Below are 19439 nucleotides of genomic sequence, written 5' to 3'. Positions count from 1 at the left end.
CCAAACCGCGCGTCGGGGCGGCTGTGGCAGCGCCATGCCCCGGCGGGACATGGCGCAAACCGGGTCTGGCGAGGTTAACTGCCGCACTGGGCGAAGCGCGCCACCGCCGCTTCCACCAGGGCCAGGCTCCCCTGCCAGAAGGCGGGTTTTCGAATGTCCTGCCCCAAATGCCGTTCGACCAGTTCTTCGGCGCTCATGCGACCTGTGTCTCGCAGCAGGGCGCGGTAGGCCTCGGCCACCCCCGCCTCCCCTGCGGCCTGGCGGCTCATCAGCTGCTGATAGACCCCGAGGCTGAACAGATAGCCAAAGAGGTAGGGGTAGTTGTAAAAACCGAAGCCCGCGATGGAGAAGTGCGCCTTGGCGGCCCAGAACAGGGGGTGATAGCGGTCGAGGCTCTGCTCGTACCAGCGCCCCCAGGCCTCGTCGGTGAGCCCCTTGAGCCGGGCCGACGACACATAGCCCTGCTCGCGCTCGGCCACCAGGGCCCGCTCGAAGTCGAAGCGGGCCGGGATGTTGACCAGGAAGGTGGCGGCGCCATCGGCATCCGCCCAGGCAATGGCCAGACGCTCCTCGGCGCTTCGGGCCTGCTCGTAGAGGGCGCTGCGCACCAGGGTCTCGGCGAAGATGGAGGCGGTTTCCGCCAGGGTCATGGGGTAGCTGCGCTGGCTCATGGGCAAGTCGCGGATGAGCCAGTTGTGCCAGGCGTGACCGAGCTCGTGGGCCAGCGTGATGACGTTGTCCATGGTGCCCGCATAGGTGATGAAGACCCGCGGCTCCACCGGCTCGGCAAACTTGGTGCAATAGGCCCCGGTGCGCCGGTTGGGGGTGGGGGCGGCATCAATCCAGCCGCGCTCGGCCATCATGCGGGCAAAGTCCCCCATCTCGGGGTCAAAGCGCGCGAAGGCCTGGGCGATGATGTCGACCGCCTCCTCGAAGGGGATCTCCCGGCGGCTGGCGGCAGGGGGCGGCGCAAAGAGATCCTCCGGCCCCAGCACCTCGAGGCCGAGGTGACCGGCCATCAACCCCAGGGCCCGCTGGCCCAGATGGCGGGCCTGCCAGGTCTCCGCCATCAGGGTATCCAGGGTCGCCCGCTCGATGTGGCTCTGGTGGCAGGAGAGATCCAGGGCATCGAGGCGCCGATGTTTGCCGCGCTGGCGCGAGAGCTCCAGGCGCCAGCCGTTGAGGGCGTTGAGGATGGCCGCTACCGTCTCCTGCTCCCCTTCCCAGCCGGTGCTGATGGCATCGAAGGCCTCTTTGCGCAGGGCACGATCCGGGCTGGAGAGCAGGTTGCTCGCCTCTGCCAGCCCCATCTCGCGACCCGCGATCACCAGCCTTATCTTGCCCACCAGATCGTTGTAGAGGTTGCCCCAGGCGTGCAGGCCGTCGGTGCCAAGGCCGATGACCAGCTGCTCCGCCTCCACCGGCAGCCGCTGATCCTGCAGGCGACGCTCGTGGCGCAGCCGGTACCCCTCCTCCCCGAGCAGGGGGTCGGCCATCAGTTGCTCAAACTCGGGCGCAGGCAGCCCCAGCATCAGATCTTCGATGGGGGCAAGCGTCTTGAACAGATCCGCATTGAGGGCACGGGCCCGGGAGGCAACCTGCTTGGCGAGGGGATCCCGGGCGTCCTGGCTCCCCTTGCAGGCGGCCAGCACAGCGATGTTCCAGCCGATGTCGCGAATGCGCCGGGCCCGCAGGCGTACCTCCCTGAGGAAGTCCTGCAAGGCGCCTGGGGTGCGAGGAACCAGGGCCACTCCCTCGATAAAACCGCTCAGCTCGGCCAGGCTGGCGCGGGCCAGGCTCATGTCCGCCTCGAGGACACAGCTGTCGAGGGAGGGGTAGATGTGATCATTTTGCCACTGCTGTGGATAGACTCGTTGTTGCATCGAACGCTCATCGTCAGGGACGGGCCTGGCCCGTCGTGAAATCCAGGTGGCCAGAGCCACCACCTTCGCGGGCAGGCTTCACACCAGCCGCTCGAGGCGCACCACCGCCTCTTCCACATAGCGCAGGCTCTCCTGCCAGAACCCGGGTTCGCGGATGTCGACCCCCAGGTGCTTCTCCACCAGCGCCTCGGCGCTCATGCGGCCGGTATCTCGCAGCAGGGCGCGATAGGCGGGAACAAACTCGCCCCCGGCCCGCGCATGCTGGGCATAGAGCCCCAGGCTGAAGAGATAGCCAAACAGATAGGGGTAGTTGTAGAACCCGGACTCGGCGATGGAGAAGTGACCCTTGCTGGCCCAGAACAGCTCGTCATACTGGCTGAGGGCGTCACCATAGCACTGCTGCTGCGCCGATTTCATCATCTCCCGCATCTGGCTCGCCCCCACGTAACCCGCCTCCCGCGCCGTCACCAGGGCGCGCTCGAAGGCAAAGCGGGCGGGGATGTCGAGAAGCAGGCTCGCGGCCCGCTCCCCGTCCAGCCAGGCGATGGCCCGGCGCTGCTCCACCTTGTCGGTGGCGGCCAGCAGGGCATCGCGCACCAGGACCTCGGCAAAGAGGGAGGCGGTCTCCGCCAGCGTCTTGGGGTAGCACCGCTGTTCGAAGGGAAGATCCCGCAGCAACCAGCTGTGCCAGGCGTGGCCGAGCTCATGGGCCAGGGTGATGACGTTGTCCATGGTCCCCTCGAAGGTGAGGAAGACCCTTGGCTCGGGCGGATCGGCATACTCGGTGCAATAGGCGCCGCTTCGCCTGTGCTCGCTCGGGGCGGCATCGATCCACCCCTTGTCGGCCATCATGCGGACAAACGCCCCCATCTCGGGATCGAAGGCGGCAAAGGCCTCCATCACCAGATTCAGCGCCTGCTCGAAGCCGAACTTGCCGTGTACGGCCTGGGGCGCCGGGGCAAAGAGATCCCAGGGGGCGAAGTCGGTGATCTGCTGGGCACAGGCCATGGCACGCAAGGCGCGGCGCCCGAGCTCCCTGTGCTCCCCGGCCGCCGCCATCAGGGTCTCCAGGGTCGCGCCCGTGATGTGTTCCTGATGGCAGGTGACCTCGAGGGCATCCAGCCTGCGCCCCTTGCCGCGCTGGCGGCCGAGCTCGTTGCGCCAGCCGTTGATGGCGTTGAGAATGGCGGCCACCGTCTCCTGCTCCGCCTCCCAGGCGCCCTGGATGGCGTGCCAGGCACTGGCGCGCCGTGCCCTGTCCGGGTGGGCGAGCAGGTTGTCCGCCTGGGCAAGCCCCATGGGCACCCCCTCCACCACCGGCAGCAGCCGCCCCACCAGGTTGTCGTAGAGATCCCCCCACCCCTGCAGGCCGTCTACCGCCAACCCCTCGATGAGCTGCTCACTCTCGAGCGAAAGCCACTGATCCTGCAGCGCTCTGTCGTGATGGATCTGGTAGGCCAGCTCGAAGAGCTCGGGGTCTTGCAGCAGGGTGCGCACCAGTGACTCGGGGGCGCGAACCCAGAACAGGTCCACCGGCTTGCTGCGCTGGGCCAGGGTCGCCTCCAGCTGCTGGCCCCGGGAGAGCAGTACCCGGGCCTCCTCGCCGCGCCCGTTCTGGCTCAGCCGGTTGTAACCATAGACCTGGCTGTTCCAGGCCAGGCTCTTCACCCCGTTGGCCTCGCGGCGGATGGCCCGCAGCAGGTGGCGCAGGGCATTGGCATCCGCAACGGGATGGGCGGGATCCGGCAGGTCCGCCAGGAGGGCGTCAAGCCGGGTGAGGGCGCGGGCAGCCTCCTGGAAGGCGGCCTCGATGGCAGGATCGTCAGGAGCGGCATAGATGTGACCATCTCGCCAAACGGGTGGTTTCATGGTTATCCTTGTCTGTTTGCGTCCATATCGGGTCACCCCGCCTCTGCGGGCGGGTGAAACCGGATAGTACGAAGGGGGCTAGGCACTTGCCTAGCCCCCATTCGAGGCAACCAGCAGAAGAGCGCCCCCGGGTGCGACGGCCCCTGTCGGCCCTCCCCCGACAAGCGATCTATTTGGCGGGCTGAAGCTTGCTCACCAGGGTCATGGCCACCACCAGCACCAGCCCTGCCACCACGCCGGCCAGGGCGCTCAGCAGGGTGGGCGTCACCACGGCCAGTACCCCGCCGACCCCGGGCAGGGCGGCCACCGTGTCCGCCGTCCCTTCGATGAGATGATGGAGGAAGGGCCAGCCATGGACCAGAATGCCGCCGCCGACCATGAACATGGCGATGGTGCCCACCAGGGCAAGCAGGTGCATCAGACGGGGCGCCGTCACCAGCAGCCCCTGCCCCACCGCCCGGCGCACGGCGCCCCCATCGGGCTTTTGCAGCAGGTGCAGACCGATGTCGTCGAGCTTGACGATGAGCCCCACCAGGCCATAGACCCCGACGGTCATCAGCAGGGCGATGCCCGCCACCACGGCGATTTGCAGGCCCAGGCTCGACCCCTGCACGGTACCGAGGGCGATGACGATGATCTCCGCCGAGAGGATGAAATCGGTGCGAATGGCCCCCTTCACCTTCTGGCGCTCATAGGCCGCCAGATCCTCGGGCACCGGCGCCGCCTGATGCGCCTCCTCCTCGTGGGGCAGGAACTTGTGGACCAGCTTCTCCGCCCCCTCGAAACAGAGGTAGGCCCCCCCCAGCATCAGGAGCGGGGTGATGAGCCAGGGGATAAGAGCACTGATGGCGATGGCGGCAGGCACCAGGATGAGCTTGTTGCGAAACGACCCCTTGGCCACCGCCCACACCACCGGCAGCTCACGCTCGGCCCGCACCCCGGAGACCTGCTCTGCATTGAGGGCGAGATCGTCCCCCAGCACCCCGGCCGTCTTCTTCGCCGCCACCTTGGTCATCAGGGCGACATCATCGAGCACGCTGGCAATATCATCGAGCAGGGTCAACAAACTGGCTCCGGCCATATCTGGCATTCCTTCTATTGAGTGGGACACATCCGGGCTGCCCCGGTCAGGGTGATGAGGGGGTCAGGGGATCACGGGCCCATCCGGGGATCACCCTTTGGGGCAAAAGATGGCACAGTGTAACGGGAAGCCGCCACGGCGGCAGCCCCCTATGGCAGATCCCCTGCTCCGTTTTCACCTCACGGCCACCGGCCCAAGGAGTTCCCATGCAACCCTGGCAACCTCTGCTCGATTTCTGGTTTGGCGATGACGCAGACGACGCCCCCCGTGCCGCCCGTCAGGCCCCCCTCTGGTGGGGCAAGAGCAGCGAGACCGATGCCCTGCTGGCCTCACGCTTCGGCGAACTGGCGGCCCGTGCCGCAGCAGGCGAGCTCGCCCGTTGGGAGGACGATCCCGCAGGGCGCCTGGCCCTCATCCTGCTGCTGGACCAGCTGCCGCGAAACCTTCACCGCCACACCCCCGCCGCCTTCGCCCAGGACGACAAGGCCAGGGCGCTGTGCCTCAAGGGGCTCACCCTCGGGGTCGACAAGGGGCTCTCGCCGCTGGCCCGGGTCTTCTTCTATCTGCCCCTCGAGCACGCGGAGTCCAGAGAGCAGCAGGCCAGAAGCGTCGCCCTGTTCGAGGCCCTGGCCGACGAGCAGGCCACAGGCCCGGCCCGGGCCACCTTCGAAGGCTTTGCCGACTTTGCCCGGCGCCACCAGGTGATCGTCGATCGCTTTGGCCGCTTCCCCCACCGCAACGCCATCCTGGGCAGGGCGAGCACGGAGGAAGAGGCCGCCTTCCTGCAACAGCCCGGTTCGGGGTTCTGACATAAAAAAATCCCCGCCATGGGCATGGCGGGGAGAGAACAACCGATCCACACATCACTGGATGCGATAGCGGGAGATCTGCTGGTGGATATTCTCCGTGGTCACGTTCAGCTCCTCTGCGGCGGCGGAGGTCTCCTCCGCCGTGCTGCTGGTCTGCTGCACCACCTGGGCTATCTGCTCGACCTGGAGGGCGATGGATTCCGCCGCCGAGGTCTGCTCGCGGATGGCCAAGGAGATCTCGCCGACCTGATCCATGACGCGATGGGAGGCCTGGCGGATCTGGGTGATGATGGCACCGCTTTCCGTCGCCATGGCCACCCCTTGCGCCACCTTCTCCTCCACCAGGACCATTCTGGCCACCGTGGCCTCGGACCCTTGCTGGATTGCCTCCACCGTCCTTGAGATCTCCTGGGTCGACTGGGCCGTCCGCTCCGCCAGCTTGCGCACCTCGTCGGCGACCACCGCAAAGCCGCGTCCCTGCTCACCGGCCCGCGCCGCCTCGATGGCGGCGTTGAGCGCCAGCAGGTTGGTCTGCCCCGCCACATCGTTGATGACGTTCACCACCCCACCGATGCGGGAGATCCCCTCCCCCAGCGCCGTCACATCGCGGGAGGCCTGACGAATGGCGTCGGCGATGTCGTTGATGGCGAGCACAGTGCGATCTATGGTGGCCCCGCCGTCACTGGCGAGCTTGCCGGATTCATTGGTGATGCGGCTGGTCTCCTGGGTGCGCTGGGAGATGTCCGTGATGCTCACGCTCATCTCCTCCACCCCGGCGGCGATAAGGCTGGTGGCGTCATTGGCCTGACTCGCCGACTCCGCCATGTGCTGGGCCGCCTGGGAGAGGGACTCTGCCGTGCTCTTGATCTGCAGGCTGCCCACCGAAAACTCGGTGAAGGTCTGCTGCAAGGTGTCCAGCAGGCGGTTGACCGCCGTCAGCGTCTGGCCGATCTCGTCCTGCTGGCTCACATTGGCCCGCAGGGTGAAGTTCAGGTCGCGCTGGATTTCGGACAGGGTCGTCATGGCCAGACGGAGGGGATTGGCGACCTGCCTGAACAGCCAGAGAAAGAGCACCAGCGTGAGGGCACCCGTGCCCACCGAGATGAACAACAGTGCCTGCATGCTGCTATCGGCATTCTGCTCGCCTCGCAGCTTGACGGCGTCACCTTGCTGGATGTTGAAGTGGACGTGCTTGTCGATGGCCTTGGTAAGCTGCTCATACAAGGGGGCAAGCGCCTTGTCGATCGCCTCTCTGGCCTCCACACTCTTGTTCTCGCGGGACAGGCGCAGGACGTCTTCGGAGGCTTTGTCGTACTGGGCAACCAGGCGCCGATCATCGGCGATGAGCTGCCTGTCCTCCTCATTGGTGATCATCCCGCTTTCATACTGGCTCAGCAGGGCGTCCATATTGGTGTGATAGGAAGCGATGCCCTGCTCTATCTGACTCATCTTGCCGTCGTCGGTGTTGAGCACGTGCGCCTGGATCAATGAGTGCAGGGCGTAGAAGTCCGTTTCTATCTCCTTGATCGTGGAAATGCTGGGGACTGTGTTGTCTGTTACATAGCTGAGATCCGCATGGGCGGAGGAGAGTCTGCTGATACTGAACCAGCTGAGACACCCCAGGGCCAGCATGACCAGCAGGGCAATGAGTTGAAGCCGACGAGCGATATTCATGAGTGCTTACTCCATCCATAGACTCCCTGCCAGTGTAGCCGAAGCGGGCCCCGAAAATAGCGCCTAAAACATGCATTTCATTACACTTTTCAACTTCTGCTCGGCCGCGTCACACCCGCCGCCCCAGCCCGGCCTTCGGGACCGCCGCCCCCTCTGGCAGAATGGAAAAAGGAAGGCATTCGCCTTCCTTTTTTGCCCGGGGCGGCCGCACTGGCCGCCCATGTGCCCCGTGACGGGGCGCTCGGCGGTCACGCCGCCTCGGCCAGCTCCTCCTCTTTTTTCTGGTAGGCCTGGGGGGAGAGCCCCAGCAGCTCCTGCACGGTGGAGGCCACCGTGATGGAGGAGAGCGTCCCCACCAGGATGCCGGCGAACAGGGTGAAGGAGAAGCCGTAGAGGGCGTCGCCGCCGAACAGGAGCAGGGCCCCCACGGTGAAGAGGGTGGTGCCCGAGGTGATCATGGTGCGGCTGAAGGTGGCCTTGATGGCCACGTCCGAGCACTCGTGGATCCCCATGCGGGTACGCGACCCCAGCAAGTCCCGCAACCGGTCCGAAATGACGATGCTGTCGTTGAGGGAGTAGCCTATCACCGCCATCAGGCCCGCGATGACGTTGAGGTCGAACTCGATGTCAAAGAGCGCGAGCAGCCCGATGGCCACCAGACCATCGTGCAGCACCGACACCAGGATGCCGATAGCCTGGCGCCACTCGAAGCGCACCGCCAGGTAGGCGGAGATGGCGAGCGAGGCCACCAGTACCGCCAGCATCCCCTGCTGGAATAGCTCCGCCCCCACCTGGGGCCCGACGATGGTGGTGCGCAAGAGTTCCACCGGCAGGGCGAGTTGCTGCCCCAGCATGGTCGCCAGATCCTCCGCCGCCCAGGGCAGCGCGTGGGGGGGCAGCTTGATGAGCCACTCGCCGGGCACACCGGCGCCGTGCAGCTCCACCACCCCCGCCAGGGGCGCCGTCAGCAGAGCGTTGAGCTCATGGGCCTCTTTCAGGGTCTGGATGCGAAACTCCAGCAGGATCCCGCCGGTGAAATCGAGCCCGAGGGCGAGCCCTTTTGTCGCAAGGACGGCCACGCAGGCCAGGGTCAGCAGCACGGAGGCCCACAGCCCGATATAGCGCCAGCGGGTCAGCCCCATGGCCAGGATCATTCTCAGCATTGTTCTTCCCTCGACGTCAGGTGGTTCAGGCTTCCCGGCAGGAAGTGGTCGGTGCGCAGGTCATGCAGACTCACGGGCGCGGCGTCATGGTGATGAAGTCGGTTCATGATCATACCCTCAGCAGCTTGGCGCGGCTGTTGCCCCACAGGGGGTTGATGATGGCGCGGGTGCCCCAGATGCCGGTCACCATGCTGGAGATGAGCCCCAGGATCAGGGTGATGGAGAAGCCCTGCAGCGGCCCGGAGCCGATGGCATAGAGCACCACGGCGCAGATGAGGGTGGTGATGTTGGCATCGAAGATGGTGCGAAACGCCGAGCGATAGCCAAAGTCGATGGCGTTGGCAAGGCTCCCCCCTTCCCGCAGCCGGTCCTTGATCCGCTCAAAAATCAGCACATGGGTATCCACCGCCATGCCGACGGTGAGCACCAGACCGGCGATCCCCGGCAGGGTCAGCACGGCCCCCGGCAATACCGCCAGCATGCCCACCTGCATCAGCAGGTTGGCGACCAGCGCCGTGATGGCGACCCAGCCGAACTTGCGATACCAGGCCATCATGAACAGCATCATGCCCGCCATGCCGAACGCCAGGGCGGTGAAGCCCGCCTCGATGTTCTGCAGACCCAGGGTCGGGCCTATGCTGCGCTCTTCCAGGATCTTCAGCGGCGCGGTGAGGGCCCCGGCCCGCAGCAGCATGGCGAGCTCCTGGGCCTCGGGCAGGCTGCCAATCCCGGTGATGCGGAACTGGTTGCCAAGGGCGGTCTGGATGGTGGCGACGTTGATCACCTCGCTTCGGGCGCGCAGCTTGCCTTCGGCGTTGGTCTTGTACTCGGTGAAGACGGTGGCCATGGGCTTGCCCACGTGCTGGCGGCTGAACTGGTTCATCTTGCTCCCCCCCAGGGTGTCGAGCACGATGTTGACCTGGGGTTGCCCCATCTCCCCCATATTGGCGCGGGCATCGACGATGTGCTCGCCGCTCAGCACCGGCTGGCGGGCCAGTCCCACCGCCTGGCCGCTGCGATCCGCCATGAAGAAGCGGCTGTCGGCCTTGGCTTCATAGAAGGCCAGGGACGCGGTGGCGCCGATCACCTCTTTCGCCTGCTTGGGGTTGTGCACCCCCGGCAGCTCGATGCGGATGCCGTCCTGCCCCTGACGCACCACCGAGGCCTCGACGATGCCGAGCTCGTTGATCCGCTTTTTCAGGATCGACAGGTTCTGGGTCACGGCGTTGTTCACCAGCAGGGTGCGCTCGGCGTCGCTCAACACCAGGGTCAGTGCATTGCCGGAACGGCTCAGTGTCCACTGATCCTGGCGGGTACCGGCACTCTCCTTGATGATGGAGAGCCAGGCCTCCTGCCCCGCCACGTCGGGCAGGGTGACGGCCACGCTCCCCTGGGCGGTGCGCATCACGCTGGCGCCGCGCAGGTTGGCCTCGCGAAAACGGGTGCGCAGGGTATCCACCAGGTTCTTGGTCTGGTTGTCGATGACGAAATCCACATCCACCCCGATCAGCAGCTGGGAGCCACCGCGCAGGTCCAGCCCGAGCTTGATGGGGTCGGCGCCGAGCCGGCTGATCCAGGCCGGGGCATTGGAGTAGAACTCCAGGGTCAGGGCGGCGCTGTCCAGCCCCTGCTGCTCCAGCAACTGCTTGGCCAGTTGCTGCTCCCCCTGGCTGGCGAACACCAGCGCCATCCGGCCACCCTGGGCGATCTGCTTGAGGGGGTCGATGTGGTTCTCGGCCAGCAGGGTGCGCTGCGCGTCGCTCAGGCGCGACTGGCCGTGCAGACCGAGGGAGGGCTGCTCACCGAAGAAGGTGGGCAGGGAATAGAACGCGAACGTGACCAGCATCAGCAGCAACAGGGCGTACTGCCACAGGCTCATGCGGTTCAACACGGTATGACTCTTTTTTCTCATGAAATCGGCCTCTGTCAGGCGATGGCAAGGGGCGACACCGGGGTCGCACCGTGCAAAAAAATGAAACAAGACAGCCTAGCCGTTCACTAAAAGTGAACAGCAACAGAGAGAAGATGAGGCAACAGGTGGCAAGCTGACCCCATCGGGATCAGGCGAGGAAGCTCTGGGCGAAGCGGTACTGCAGATGCCGGCGCTGCAGGCGGCGCCTGTGAATGCCGGCGAAGTGATCGCGAAAGCTCGTCCCCGGGTAGAAGAGGGCGGCATAGAACAGCAGGCCGCACAGCAGCAGCAGGATCGCCTGCTGGGACCAGCTCATCACCAGCTCGTAGACCACGCTGCCGGGCTGATGATCGCGGCTCAGGGAGTGCTCGAGGCGCAGCAGGTGATTCTGGTGGGAGCCGACGAACTTGACGATGCCATCGTCACTGCCGCTGACGCCGTGGGCCGCCGGGCTTGCGTCGGCAGGCGCCGCCCCCTCCGCCAGCGAGTGGGCCTGCTGGGCCGAGGGCTGGAACGCGGGTACCCTGACCCCCTCCACCGAGAGGGTAGAGAACAACAGTGCGAGGGTGATGAGCAGGGTCATCGCCGCCAGTTTCACGTTGTCGGTCAGGTTCAAAAGTTAATTCCCACACAATAGAAAGGGCAAGCTACCACAGCCTGCCCCACAAGAACAAGGGCGGCAGGCCCGGGGCCCGCCGCCCTTGTGTTGTCTCATCGCGTCCTCAGCGGCTGCGGGTCATGCCCTCGAAGTCCTCGGCATAGTCCTTGAGCAGGGTGTAGAGGTGGGCCCGCTGGGAGAGATCCATGGAGTGGCTGAGATCGCTCAGCCACTGGATGGTGCGCTGGCGGGACTGGTCCGTGTAGCCGGTGAAGCGGCCATCCATCAGGCCGTCCCCCTGCTGGAGCAAGCGGGTCAGCTCCTGGCCGAAATCCGGACTCTGGCGCTGTTTCATCAGCCGATCAAGCTCCTTGGTCCAGGCCTCCTGGAAGTCGAGCCAGGGGGCCATCATCTCGTATTGCCACTCGGCCCACTGCGTGATGAGAGGCTCCTGGGCCGGCTTCACCTTGCCAATCCAGAACACCAGGCGCTCGTTCATCTTCTCCCGAAAGCCCTTGATCATCTCGGCCTTCGACTGGGTGGCAAAATCGTGCTGGCGCTCCTGCTGGCGCTTCACCCGATCGGCCATGAAGCGAGCCACCTGATCGTCGGTCAGGGTCTTGGCGAGGCGCACCGTGCGGGGAATGGCGTTCTCCAGGGTACGGGTCAGGCTCGCCTGGGTTCTGTCCAGATGCAGGGTCACCTGGGCCGGGCTCATGGGGCTGGCCACCGCCTTGGCCAGGGCGTCGAGATCCCGGGCATAGATGGGCAGCTCATGCTGCCGGTGCCAGGCCATCAGCCCCTTCACCTCCTGGTCCAGCAGCTTCTTCTGGCTGCGGTCCAGGGAGAAGTAGTCATCCAGTTGCCAGACGATGGCCGAGTCGAGCCAGTAGTAGATCACCCGGGTGGCGCAACCCGTCAGCAGCAGGCAGAGCAGCAGCAGGCTCCAGCTACGCGGTTGACGCCATGAGAATGTGGTCACCATGCATGCCTCCCATTCATTGAATACACGCGTCGCGCGGGCCGTTGCCGGGCATCACTCCAGGCGCTGGCGGTTGATGTCGATCAGGGCCTGATACTCGGGCCCGGGTTGCTGTTCGGCCATCAGCAGCGCCCACAGCAGGCCGATGTAATCGACCCAGGGCAGAAAGGCATCGGCCTGGAATCCCCGGGGCCCCGGCCCCGTCGCTGCCCCGTCCATGGCTTCAAGATAGCAGCTCTCCAACTGGCACCGCTGCTCTTCACTCCAGCCGTGGGTGCGCTGGATGCTGGCGACCTCGAACCCAGGATGACCGGCGGCGCCGTACTCCCAGTCGATGACCCAGGGTCGCGACCCCAACAAGTTAGCCGGATTGAGATCGTGATGGCAAGGGAGCCAGCAGTCGTCCGGCTCCCGGCTCGCGAGCAGGGCCCGCTCCAGCGCGGGCAGCCAGGGAGGGATATGGGCCAGACGCTGCCGATACCCGCCGCTGTGGGCCCGCACCGCCATCACCACGGTCGGCACCGGCAGGCGGTGCAGCCGCACCAGCACATCCGCCATCAGGCGGGGTTGCGCGGCGAGAGGCGGCGCCTGCTCGGCCCAGTTGGGTTCATCGCACCACGCCAGCAGCATCAGGCCGGTGGCGGGATCGCCGTGATGACAGGGCAACGCCAGCCCCTGCCCCACCGCCCCCTGGTAGAGCTGCCACTCGGTGGCCCGGTCGATGCCAAGGCGCACCGGATCAGGATGACCGCGGCGCAGAAAGGCCTGCTCGCCAGTGGGGAGGCTGAGCCGGTAGTTGCCGTTGGTCAGGCCCTGGCCAAGTGGCTCAAGGCGCCCCTGATCCCAGGGCGCCGGCAGGCTGGCGAGGAGCGCCAGCTCCGCCAGATCCCCCTGCCCCCGCGGGTCCTCACCAGCCAAAGGTGGACTTCTTGGCCTGTTTGCGGATCTCTTTCTGATCGGCCCACAGCAGTTCGCCGTTCTCCACATCCATCAGGTTCATGGTCATCTGGTAGTAGACGTCCTTCACCTTGCCGTTGTCCTTGACGATGCTGGCGAGGTTGCCATAGACCATGTAGCGGGCACCGGTCTGCTTGCCGAGCCGCACCATGGTGGCGGGATCCACCATGCCGCTGCCCTGCTGGTATTCGAGCTGCTGCTTGACCGCCGCCACCTTGCTCATGTCCACGAAGCGGAACTTGCCCGAGCGCAGCAGCTTGGTGCGGATAGTGTCGGTGATGGCCTCGGTGTCGATGTGCTCCGAGGTCTTGTTGCGGATGGAGTCCATGAACATCACCGGGCGGCCCCCGGCGGTGATCTCGCTGGTGGCCGGGGACGCCAGCATGGAATCCGCCATCTTGTCGGCGATGGCCTGCAAGTCGGAGGAGCCGTAATCGACGGTCACCGTCTCGGTCTCGGTGGGATCGCCATAGCTGACGGTGGTGCTGGAGCAGCCGCCCAGCAGCAGGGCGCCGGTCAGGATCAGCAGGGCATGATTCATTTTCATCAGTAGGATTCCTCCATCACTTCGCGAACGTAAATCCGGTAACCCCGTGCAGCCGGGCTCGGCGCCAGGGCGGACAGGGTGCGGGTCTGGTAGCCATGCAGCTTGAGGGGGGTCCAGCCGCGGCCATCGCTGGCCACCTCCTGCCCCGCGTCGTCATACCAGTAGAAGAGATATTGCAGCGTGTTGTCACCACGCTGGGTGCTGGCCGCCGCCACGTTGACCTGCAACAGGCCGTTCTGCTGGCGCCGGCTGAGTTCGGTCAGGGTGACGTTGACGTTTTGATGCTGCTCGGCCACCGCCGCCGCACCGGCCGCGCCATAGAGCGCCACGCCGGAAGTATTGGTGGCACAGCCCGTCAGCAGCAGAACCAGGCCCAGGGCCAACCCTTGTGCTTTCATCTTGTTCTCCTTGCCGGTGGCCGTCGGCCTGACCGGTCATTCATCTGAGTTGCCATATCCGGTTCCCCCTAGAGGGGCATCACCCGGGTCGTGAGCACGCTCCCCAGGCGCTGTACCCACACCAGGGTGGTGCGCCCGGCGTGGACGCTGAGTGGCAGGGTGCGCATGGCGCTGCCCGCCCCCAGGGTCAGGGTGACGTTCCCGGCCGGGACCATCCCCTGCCAGCTCGAGGCCTTGGCGGGCAGCGTCAGCCAGCTGCGGGTATCCGCCCGCTCCGAGAGGGTGTTGAAGATCCCCACCAGGATGTTGCCCACATCCCCCCCCTCCTTGGCGGCAGTGCGCCGCACCTGCTCCTTGGCCACCAGCCGCAGGGCCTGCCGGGTCAGCATGCCAGGCAGCCGCTCCTGCAGATCCTTGGCCGCCAGCGCCTCCAGCCTCACCAGCTCGCTGGTCTGCGCCACCCCCTTGCCCACCGACAGGGTGAGCGGGGCGCCGTCGCTGGCCCGATTGTCGTAATAGGGCACCGCCACGGTAAAGGTACGAAAATCGCCGCTGGAGGTGGAGATGGGCAGCGGCAGGAAGAGCTCCCGGCGCGCCGGGATCAGGCCATCTTCAAACAGCACCACCAGCTGGCCCTGATCCTTGGCCAAGGGCGGCGCCTTGCGGCCCATCCGTTGCTCGGTCTCCTTGAGCTCCTCGGGAGAGCCGCGAAGCCGGGCCAGGCGCAGCAGGGCATCCTGCAGGCTCTGGTTGTCCGGCGCTATCTGGTAGCCGCGCTGGTAATCGACCCAGGCGTCGTTGAGATCCCCGGCCGCCTCGTAGAGCACGCCGGAGAAATAGAAGGTGTAGGCGTTCTGGAAACCGTTTTTCACCTGGCCTATCAGGCGATCAAGCTCGGGGGCGCCGCGCGACATCAGCTGGCGCATCTCCCCGGCTTCGTCCTCCCGATCCCCCTCCTGCGCGGCCTCGCGCACCTCGTCGGCCCGCCGTTTAAGGGCCTGCTCCTGCACCTGATTGGCACGGCGCACCTCTACCAGGGCGCCGTCGGCATCCCCCCGCTGCAAGTAGTTGAGCGCCAGATAGTGGTGCAGCATGGTGCGCTCGTAATCGGGCGCCTGGTAAGCCAGGGTCTGATCGTTGGTGAGCAGGCTGCCCGCCTGGGCCAGTCCCTGGCTCAGGCGGTACTCGGCCTGATTGTCTTCCCACACAAGCCGGCTGTCGGCGGCGGCAAAGGCCTGCTTGCTGGGGCCGTCCTGACCCGCCAGCCAGGCGATGCGCCCCTTCTCCAGCTGGTCGAGCACGAAGGTGTCGTCCCCCGGGGTCGATTCGCGCACCTCGGGCAGGGCCTCGGCGGCATGGCCCAGCAGCAGCTGGTTGCGCAGGGGCACCATCTGATCCGAGTAGGAGACGAACATGTCTTTCCACTGGGAGGCACAGCCCCCCAGCAGCAGACCGGCCAACAGCAGGCCGGTCGACGGAACGAGGCGCATCACAGGCTCAGCAGGGGTCCCAGGGGCTCGCCACCGACCAGGTGCAGGTGGATGTGATAGACCTCCTGCCCGCCGTGGCGGTTGCAGTTCATGATGAGGCGGTAGCCGTCCTCGGCGATGCCCGCGTCGCTGGCGAGCTTGCGGGCCACGGTGAACATCCGGCCCAGCGCCAACTCGTGATCCGGCTCCACGTCGTTGACGGTGGGGATGAGCACGTTGGGAATGATCAGGATATGGGTCTTGGCCTTGGGCTGGATGTCGCGAAACGCGGTCACCAGATCGTCTTGATAAAGGATGTCGGCGGGGATCTCCTTGCGGATGATTTTGCTGAAAATGGTTTCTTGCGCCATGGGTAACTCCTTTATAGGAAAAAGAAAATTCAATACAAAGCTCAAGCGGCTCCCAAACAGGCCGCCGCAACGCGCCAAGTGTGACACAAGCCGACATTTGGCACAGCCGTTGTCCCAATCGCTTCAGTTATTGTGAAGAATACCGATAGCGAGGAGACGTCCCGCGAACCACAACGGCATCCCCTTCGGGGCATGCAGGGTATCAAAGGGACGGGGTACTCAGGCAAGGGACTTTTGCACAGACAGCGGGACAATAATGAAACAAACAATGTCAGACCTCTCGATCCTACAGAGAGTCTATCTGGGCTTTGCCATCCTGGTCGCCGTCATGGTCGCCAGTGCGGTACTGACCTTTCGCGGCCAGAGCGAACTCAGCGGCGCCCTGGATCAGGTGACCCAGGAGTCCATGCCGCTGGTACTCGCCAGCAGCCAGACCCAGATAAGCCTGCTCAGCGCCAACAAATGGCTCACCGACGTGCTGACCGAGCAGGATCTCAAGCAACTGCCGGCGGAAGTGGCCGAGTTGCAACAGGCCAAGGGCCAGGTCGACAAGATGGTCGCCAGCCTCAAACAGCAGGTGGCGGTTCATCCCCAGTTGCAGGCGGACATGACTGCCCTCGTCAAGCTGGTGGATGACTACCTGCAACTGACCCAGACCCTGCCCGGCGAACACGAGGCCCTGCTCACCCGGCTGCACAAGGTCAATCAGGCCAAGGGTCAGTTCCAGGTCAGCCTGCCCCAGTTCAAGAAGAACCTGGGGGACATGATGGTCACCATCGACGACAGCTTCATCAAGATGCTCTCCGAGACCCTGACCACCAAGCTCTCCGCCATCGAGCTCTCCACCATGGATGCCCTCAACCAGAGCATCCCCGCCCCCATCGAGGCGGCGCTCAAGCGCAACAAGATGCAGATCGAGGGCTTCAACAGCACCATCAAGGATCTCCAGGGGGAGCTCAAGGACTTCGACAACAACATGGGCCACTACGTCCATGGCTTCGTGCGCGACACCACGGGCAATGACGGCGTGCTCTCCCAATACCTGGCCCTGATGAAGCAGCAGCAGGCCATGCGCGAGCAGAGCAAGCAGGCTAGCCAGCTCATCCTCAGCATCCAGAACAAGCTGGAGGGGATCACCGCCCAGAGCCAGCAGCTGATGAACGCCAGCATCCAGGCCTCCGATCGGGTGCAGACCCAGAGTACCCTGACCCAGGGGATCAGCATCGCCATCGCCATCTTCGTCGCCATCCTGGTGGCCTTCACCCTGGGCAAGGCCATCCGCCGCCCCCTGAAAGAGCTGCTGCGGGTGCTGACCGAGGTGACCCAGGGCGACATGACCCAGCGCGTCGGCTTCAAGAGCCAGAACGAATTCGGCCAGCTCGCCAGCCAGATCAACCTGCTGATCCACCAGATGGGGGATGTGCTCAAGCAGCTCTCCCAGGCTTCGACCCAGCTCAACAGCGCCGCCCACGACAACCGCCACACCACCGAATCGGTGCGGGCGGATCTGGAGAAACAGCGTCAGGAGACCGCCTCGGTCGCCGCCGCCATGACCCAGATGGAGGCCTCGGTGCGGGAGGTGGCCCAGGCCGCCAACCAGACCCTGGAGCGGGTGCAGGATGTGGAGAAAGCCTCCGAGATGGGGCGCAAGGTGATGGCAGGCAACATCACCACCACCCACCAGCTCGCGGGCAAGCTGCAGCAGACCGGCAAGGTGATTGGCGACGTGAGCGCCATGAGCGGCCAGATTGGCAACATCCTCGACGTCATCCGCGGCATCGCCGAGCAGACCAACCTGCTGGCCCTCAACGCCGCCATCGAGGCGGCCCGCGCCGGCGAGCAGGGACGCGGGTTTGCGGTGGTGGCCGACGAGGTGCGCAACCTGGCTGGCCGCACCGCCCAGTCCACCAGCGAAATCCAGACCATGATCGAGAACCTGCAGCAAGGCGTCGCCCGGGCAGTCAACGTGATGCAGGAGTGCTCCCGCGAGATGGACAGCTGCGTGGATCAGAGCTCCCAGGCCAACAACGCCATGGAAGAGGTACAGGGCATCGTGGTGCTCATCAGCGACATGTCCAGCCAGATAGCCTCCGCCGCCGAGCAGCAGCAGGCCACCAGCGCCGACATCGCCACCAACCTCAACCGCATCTCCGACATCTCGGATCTCAACTATCAGGGCATAGAGCGGGTCGCCGAGACCAGCCAGCAGCTCGACTCCCTTGCCGAGCAGCAGGAGGGGCTGGTCCAGCGCTTCCGCCTCAGTGCCTGATGGCCACGACCCGATACGACAAGGCCCCGCATTGGCGGGGCCTTTTCATGGCAGCGAAGAACCTGGCTCAGGCGTAGGCGATGGCGCCCTTGCCGACCCCTTCATAGGCGACAATCTTGACGAACTTGTCCCCTACCTGCTTCTTCACCTCGCGGGCGATGTAGTGGGCCAGCAGCTCGATGGTAGTGTCGGTGTCGATCATCTCCACCTCCACCGCCGGCATGGCGAGCTGGAACAGCCCCTGGGGCGCCACGTACTTGAAGCCGATGTAGTGAGCGTCCCCTTCTTTCAGTGACGCCTCGGCCCGCTCGCTCAGGGCGAGTTCGCCAAGGGCCACCCTGTCCTCTTCGGTGCCCAGGTAGATGTCGGCCCAGCGCTCGGCCCAGTTGAACTCCAGCTCCTCGTCACGCTCTCCATCCACCAGGATCTCGACGGGAGAGCGGTGGCCGTGGGCGATGCGCTGGCAGTTGCCGTCGTGCTTCTTGAGGCCGTGGCTGTAGTGGTAGAAGGCGCCCTCGATGCGCTCCGAGCGCAACGTCAGGGAGAGATCCTTGATGTTGCCGGGCAGACGCTTGGCCAGTACCCCCAGCAGATAGCGGGTCACCGACTCTTTATCCACCTGGGGGGCGGGAATGAAGGCAAACCCCTGGGTCGGGCAGCGCAGGTGAATGGCGCGACCCGGACGCAGCAGATCCACGGTGCTCTCGTCGTTGTCCAGCGCGTTGACATGGACCAGGGGACATTCCGTCGGCACCAGCAGCTTGTGATCCACCTCTTCGTCGATGATCGACTTGATGAGCTTCTTCACCCGACCGAAGTCCAGCAGCATGCTCATCTCGTTGAGCTCGCCACTCATCTCGATGTCCACCAGCCAGCTCTCGCCCACCATGCCGCGGCGCTCGCATAAATAGCTGGAATCGATCACAGTCAAATCTCTAACAAATAACTTCATTACTCAGGCCTTGCTACAGAGAAAGTGCAGTTTGCGATATTATGACCCCGGATTATCGGCAAAGGAATGATTGATTTCTATCAGGATCCATTGCCAAGCCGCTTGGCATAAGGCTTGAGGCCAGTTTTATTGCCTCGGATGTATCCCATCAAACACCGCATTTCCCCGTATTTTACCCCTCTTTTTGCCCCAAAAATGCCCCAAGCAATTACCTAAGAATCTCGTATCACGCAGGCATAGAAAAGCCCGCTCAATGGCGGGCCAATCCGAATCCTTCCGCATCACGCTGACACGGTGGCTTCATCGCGAAGTTTTTCCAGAATGCGCGCGATCTTGTTCTCCTCCTCAGGCGCCAGGTCCAGCGTCTCAACAAACTCTTCCAGTTCGCTTAGTAGTGATTCCATCCGATCTCCCCCTTGCTCTCCCAGTCTCTCGACTGTGAAATACTGTATACCTATACAGTGCATTTCTTGAATTTATCATTTTCGGACTGATTTGGGTATTA

General features: G+C 64.9%; 17 protein-coding genes. 2 read left to right on the top strand and 15 right to left on the bottom strand.

Annotated features, from left to right (window positions below):
- Positions 1-74 precede the first annotated feature (74 nt).
- The 3 genes from AB5Y47_RS05150 to AB5Y47_RS05140 form a co-directional block, all read right to left on the bottom strand.
- Positions 75-1883, bottom strand: a complete 1809-nt coding sequence (locus AB5Y47_RS05150; RefSeq protein ID WP_368219972.1) for a M3 family oligoendopeptidase — start codon at positions 1881-1883, stop codon at positions 75-77.
- 78 nt (positions 1884-1961) lie between these two features.
- Positions 1962-3752, bottom strand: coding sequence for a M3 family oligoendopeptidase (locus tag AB5Y47_RS05145; protein WP_368219971.1), 1791 nt, complete (start codon positions 3750-3752; stop codon positions 1962-1964).
- 169 nt (positions 3753-3921) lie between these two features.
- A complete protein-coding gene (locus tag AB5Y47_RS05140; protein ID WP_041212856.1) occupies positions 3922-4833 on the bottom strand; it encodes a DUF808 domain-containing protein in 912 nt (303 codons plus the stop codon).
- 206 nt (positions 4834-5039) lie between these two features.
- Here AB5Y47_RS05140 and AB5Y47_RS05135 point away from each other — a divergent pair, with 206 nt between their 5' ends.
- The gene (locus AB5Y47_RS05135) at positions 5040-5642 is read left to right on the top strand and encodes a DUF924 family protein (protein ID WP_102948306.1); all 603 of its coding nucleotides are present in this window, start codon (positions 5040-5042) and stop codon (positions 5640-5642) included.
- A gap of 54 nt (positions 5643-5696) precedes the next feature.
- Here the strand turns inward: AB5Y47_RS05135 and AB5Y47_RS05130 are convergent, their stop codons facing one another.
- The 10 genes from AB5Y47_RS05130 to hinT all read right to left on the bottom strand — a co-directional run bounded on the left by AB5Y47_RS05130 (position 5697) and on the right by hinT (position 15713).
- Positions 5697-7316, bottom strand: a complete 1620-nt coding sequence (locus AB5Y47_RS05130) for a methyl-accepting chemotaxis protein (RefSeq protein ID WP_216944094.1) — start codon at positions 7314-7316, stop codon at positions 5697-5699.
- A gap of 248 nt (positions 7317-7564) precedes the next feature.
- Positions 7565-8479, bottom strand: coding sequence for a protein translocase subunit SecF (gene secF / locus AB5Y47_RS05125; RefSeq protein ID WP_029314368.1), 915 nt, complete (start codon positions 8477-8479; stop codon positions 7565-7567).
- Positions 8480-8588: 109 nt separating this feature from the next.
- Entirely contained in the window at positions 8589-10391 is a 1803-nt protein-coding gene (gene secD / locus AB5Y47_RS05120; protein WP_029314367.1) for a protein translocase subunit SecD, read from the bottom strand.
- A 148-nt stretch (positions 10392-10539) separates the two neighbouring features.
- Positions 10540-11007 carry a hypothetical protein gene (locus AB5Y47_RS05115; RefSeq protein WP_045525161.1) on the bottom strand — a complete coding sequence of 156 codons (468 nt, stop codon included), beginning with the start codon at positions 11005-11007 and terminating at the stop codon, positions 10540-10542.
- A gap of 106 nt (positions 11008-11113) precedes the next feature.
- On the bottom strand, positions 11114-11974 hold the full coding sequence (locus tag AB5Y47_RS05110) for a DUF6279 family lipoprotein (protein WP_042017226.1): 861 nt from the start codon (positions 11972-11974) through the stop codon (positions 11114-11116).
- A gap of 51 nt (positions 11975-12025) precedes the next feature.
- Positions 12026-12889, bottom strand: a complete 864-nt coding sequence (locus tag AB5Y47_RS05105) for a phosphotransferase (protein WP_045525162.1) — start codon at positions 12887-12889, stop codon at positions 12026-12028.
- Positions 12879-13475, bottom strand: coding sequence for a penicillin-binding protein activator LpoB (gene lpoB, locus AB5Y47_RS05100; RefSeq protein WP_010674346.1), 597 nt, complete (start codon positions 13473-13475; stop codon positions 12879-12881). The genes AB5Y47_RS05105 and lpoB overlap by 11 nt, the downstream gene beginning before the upstream one ends.
- Positions 13475-13873 carry a YcfL family protein gene (locus tag AB5Y47_RS05095; RefSeq protein WP_010674345.1) on the bottom strand — a complete coding sequence of 133 codons (399 nt, stop codon included), beginning with the start codon at positions 13871-13873 and terminating at the stop codon, positions 13475-13477. The genes lpoB and AB5Y47_RS05095 overlap by 1 nt, the downstream gene beginning before the upstream one ends.
- Before the next feature lie 68 nt (positions 13874-13941).
- Complete coding sequence (locus AB5Y47_RS05090) at positions 13942-15363, bottom strand: COG3014 family protein (protein ID WP_368219970.1); 1422 nt, start codon at positions 15361-15363, stop codon at positions 13942-13944.
- Positions 15363-15713, bottom strand: coding sequence for a purine nucleoside phosphoramidase (hinT, locus tag AB5Y47_RS05085; protein WP_010674343.1), 351 nt, complete (start codon positions 15711-15713; stop codon positions 15363-15365). Before hinT ends, AB5Y47_RS05090 begins: the two co-directional genes overlap by 1 nt.
- A gap of 256 nt (positions 15714-15969) precedes the next feature.
- Between hinT and AB5Y47_RS05080 the strand changes: the two genes are divergently transcribed.
- Positions 15970-17982 (top strand): methyl-accepting chemotaxis protein, encoded by a 2013-nt coding sequence (locus AB5Y47_RS05080; protein ID WP_041215416.1) that lies wholly within the window; start codon positions 15970-15972, stop codon positions 17980-17982.
- A gap of 67 nt (positions 17983-18049) precedes the next feature.
- On the opposite strand, the gene AB5Y47_RS05075 is transcribed toward AB5Y47_RS05080, so the two are convergent.
- Together AB5Y47_RS05075 and AB5Y47_RS05070 are read right to left on the bottom strand one after the other, a co-directional pair.
- Complete coding sequence (locus tag AB5Y47_RS05075; RefSeq protein WP_346198578.1) at positions 18050-18934, bottom strand: 6-carboxytetrahydropterin synthase; 885 nt, start codon at positions 18932-18934, stop codon at positions 18050-18052.
- Positions 18935-19215: 281 nt separating this feature from the next.
- Positions 19216-19338, bottom strand: coding sequence for a hypothetical protein (locus tag AB5Y47_RS05070; RefSeq protein WP_256821984.1), 123 nt, complete (start codon positions 19336-19338; stop codon positions 19216-19218).
- Between the last annotated feature and the right edge of the window lie 101 nt (positions 19339-19439).

The organism is Aeromonas sp. R7-2, assembly GCF_040908105.1.
Taxonomy (GTDB): domain Bacteria; phylum Pseudomonadota; class Gammaproteobacteria; order Enterobacterales; family Aeromonadaceae; genus Aeromonas; species Aeromonas caviae.
The sequence above is the reverse complement of the archived record's forward strand: the minus strand, read 5'-3'. Positions and strand labels throughout refer to the sequence as shown.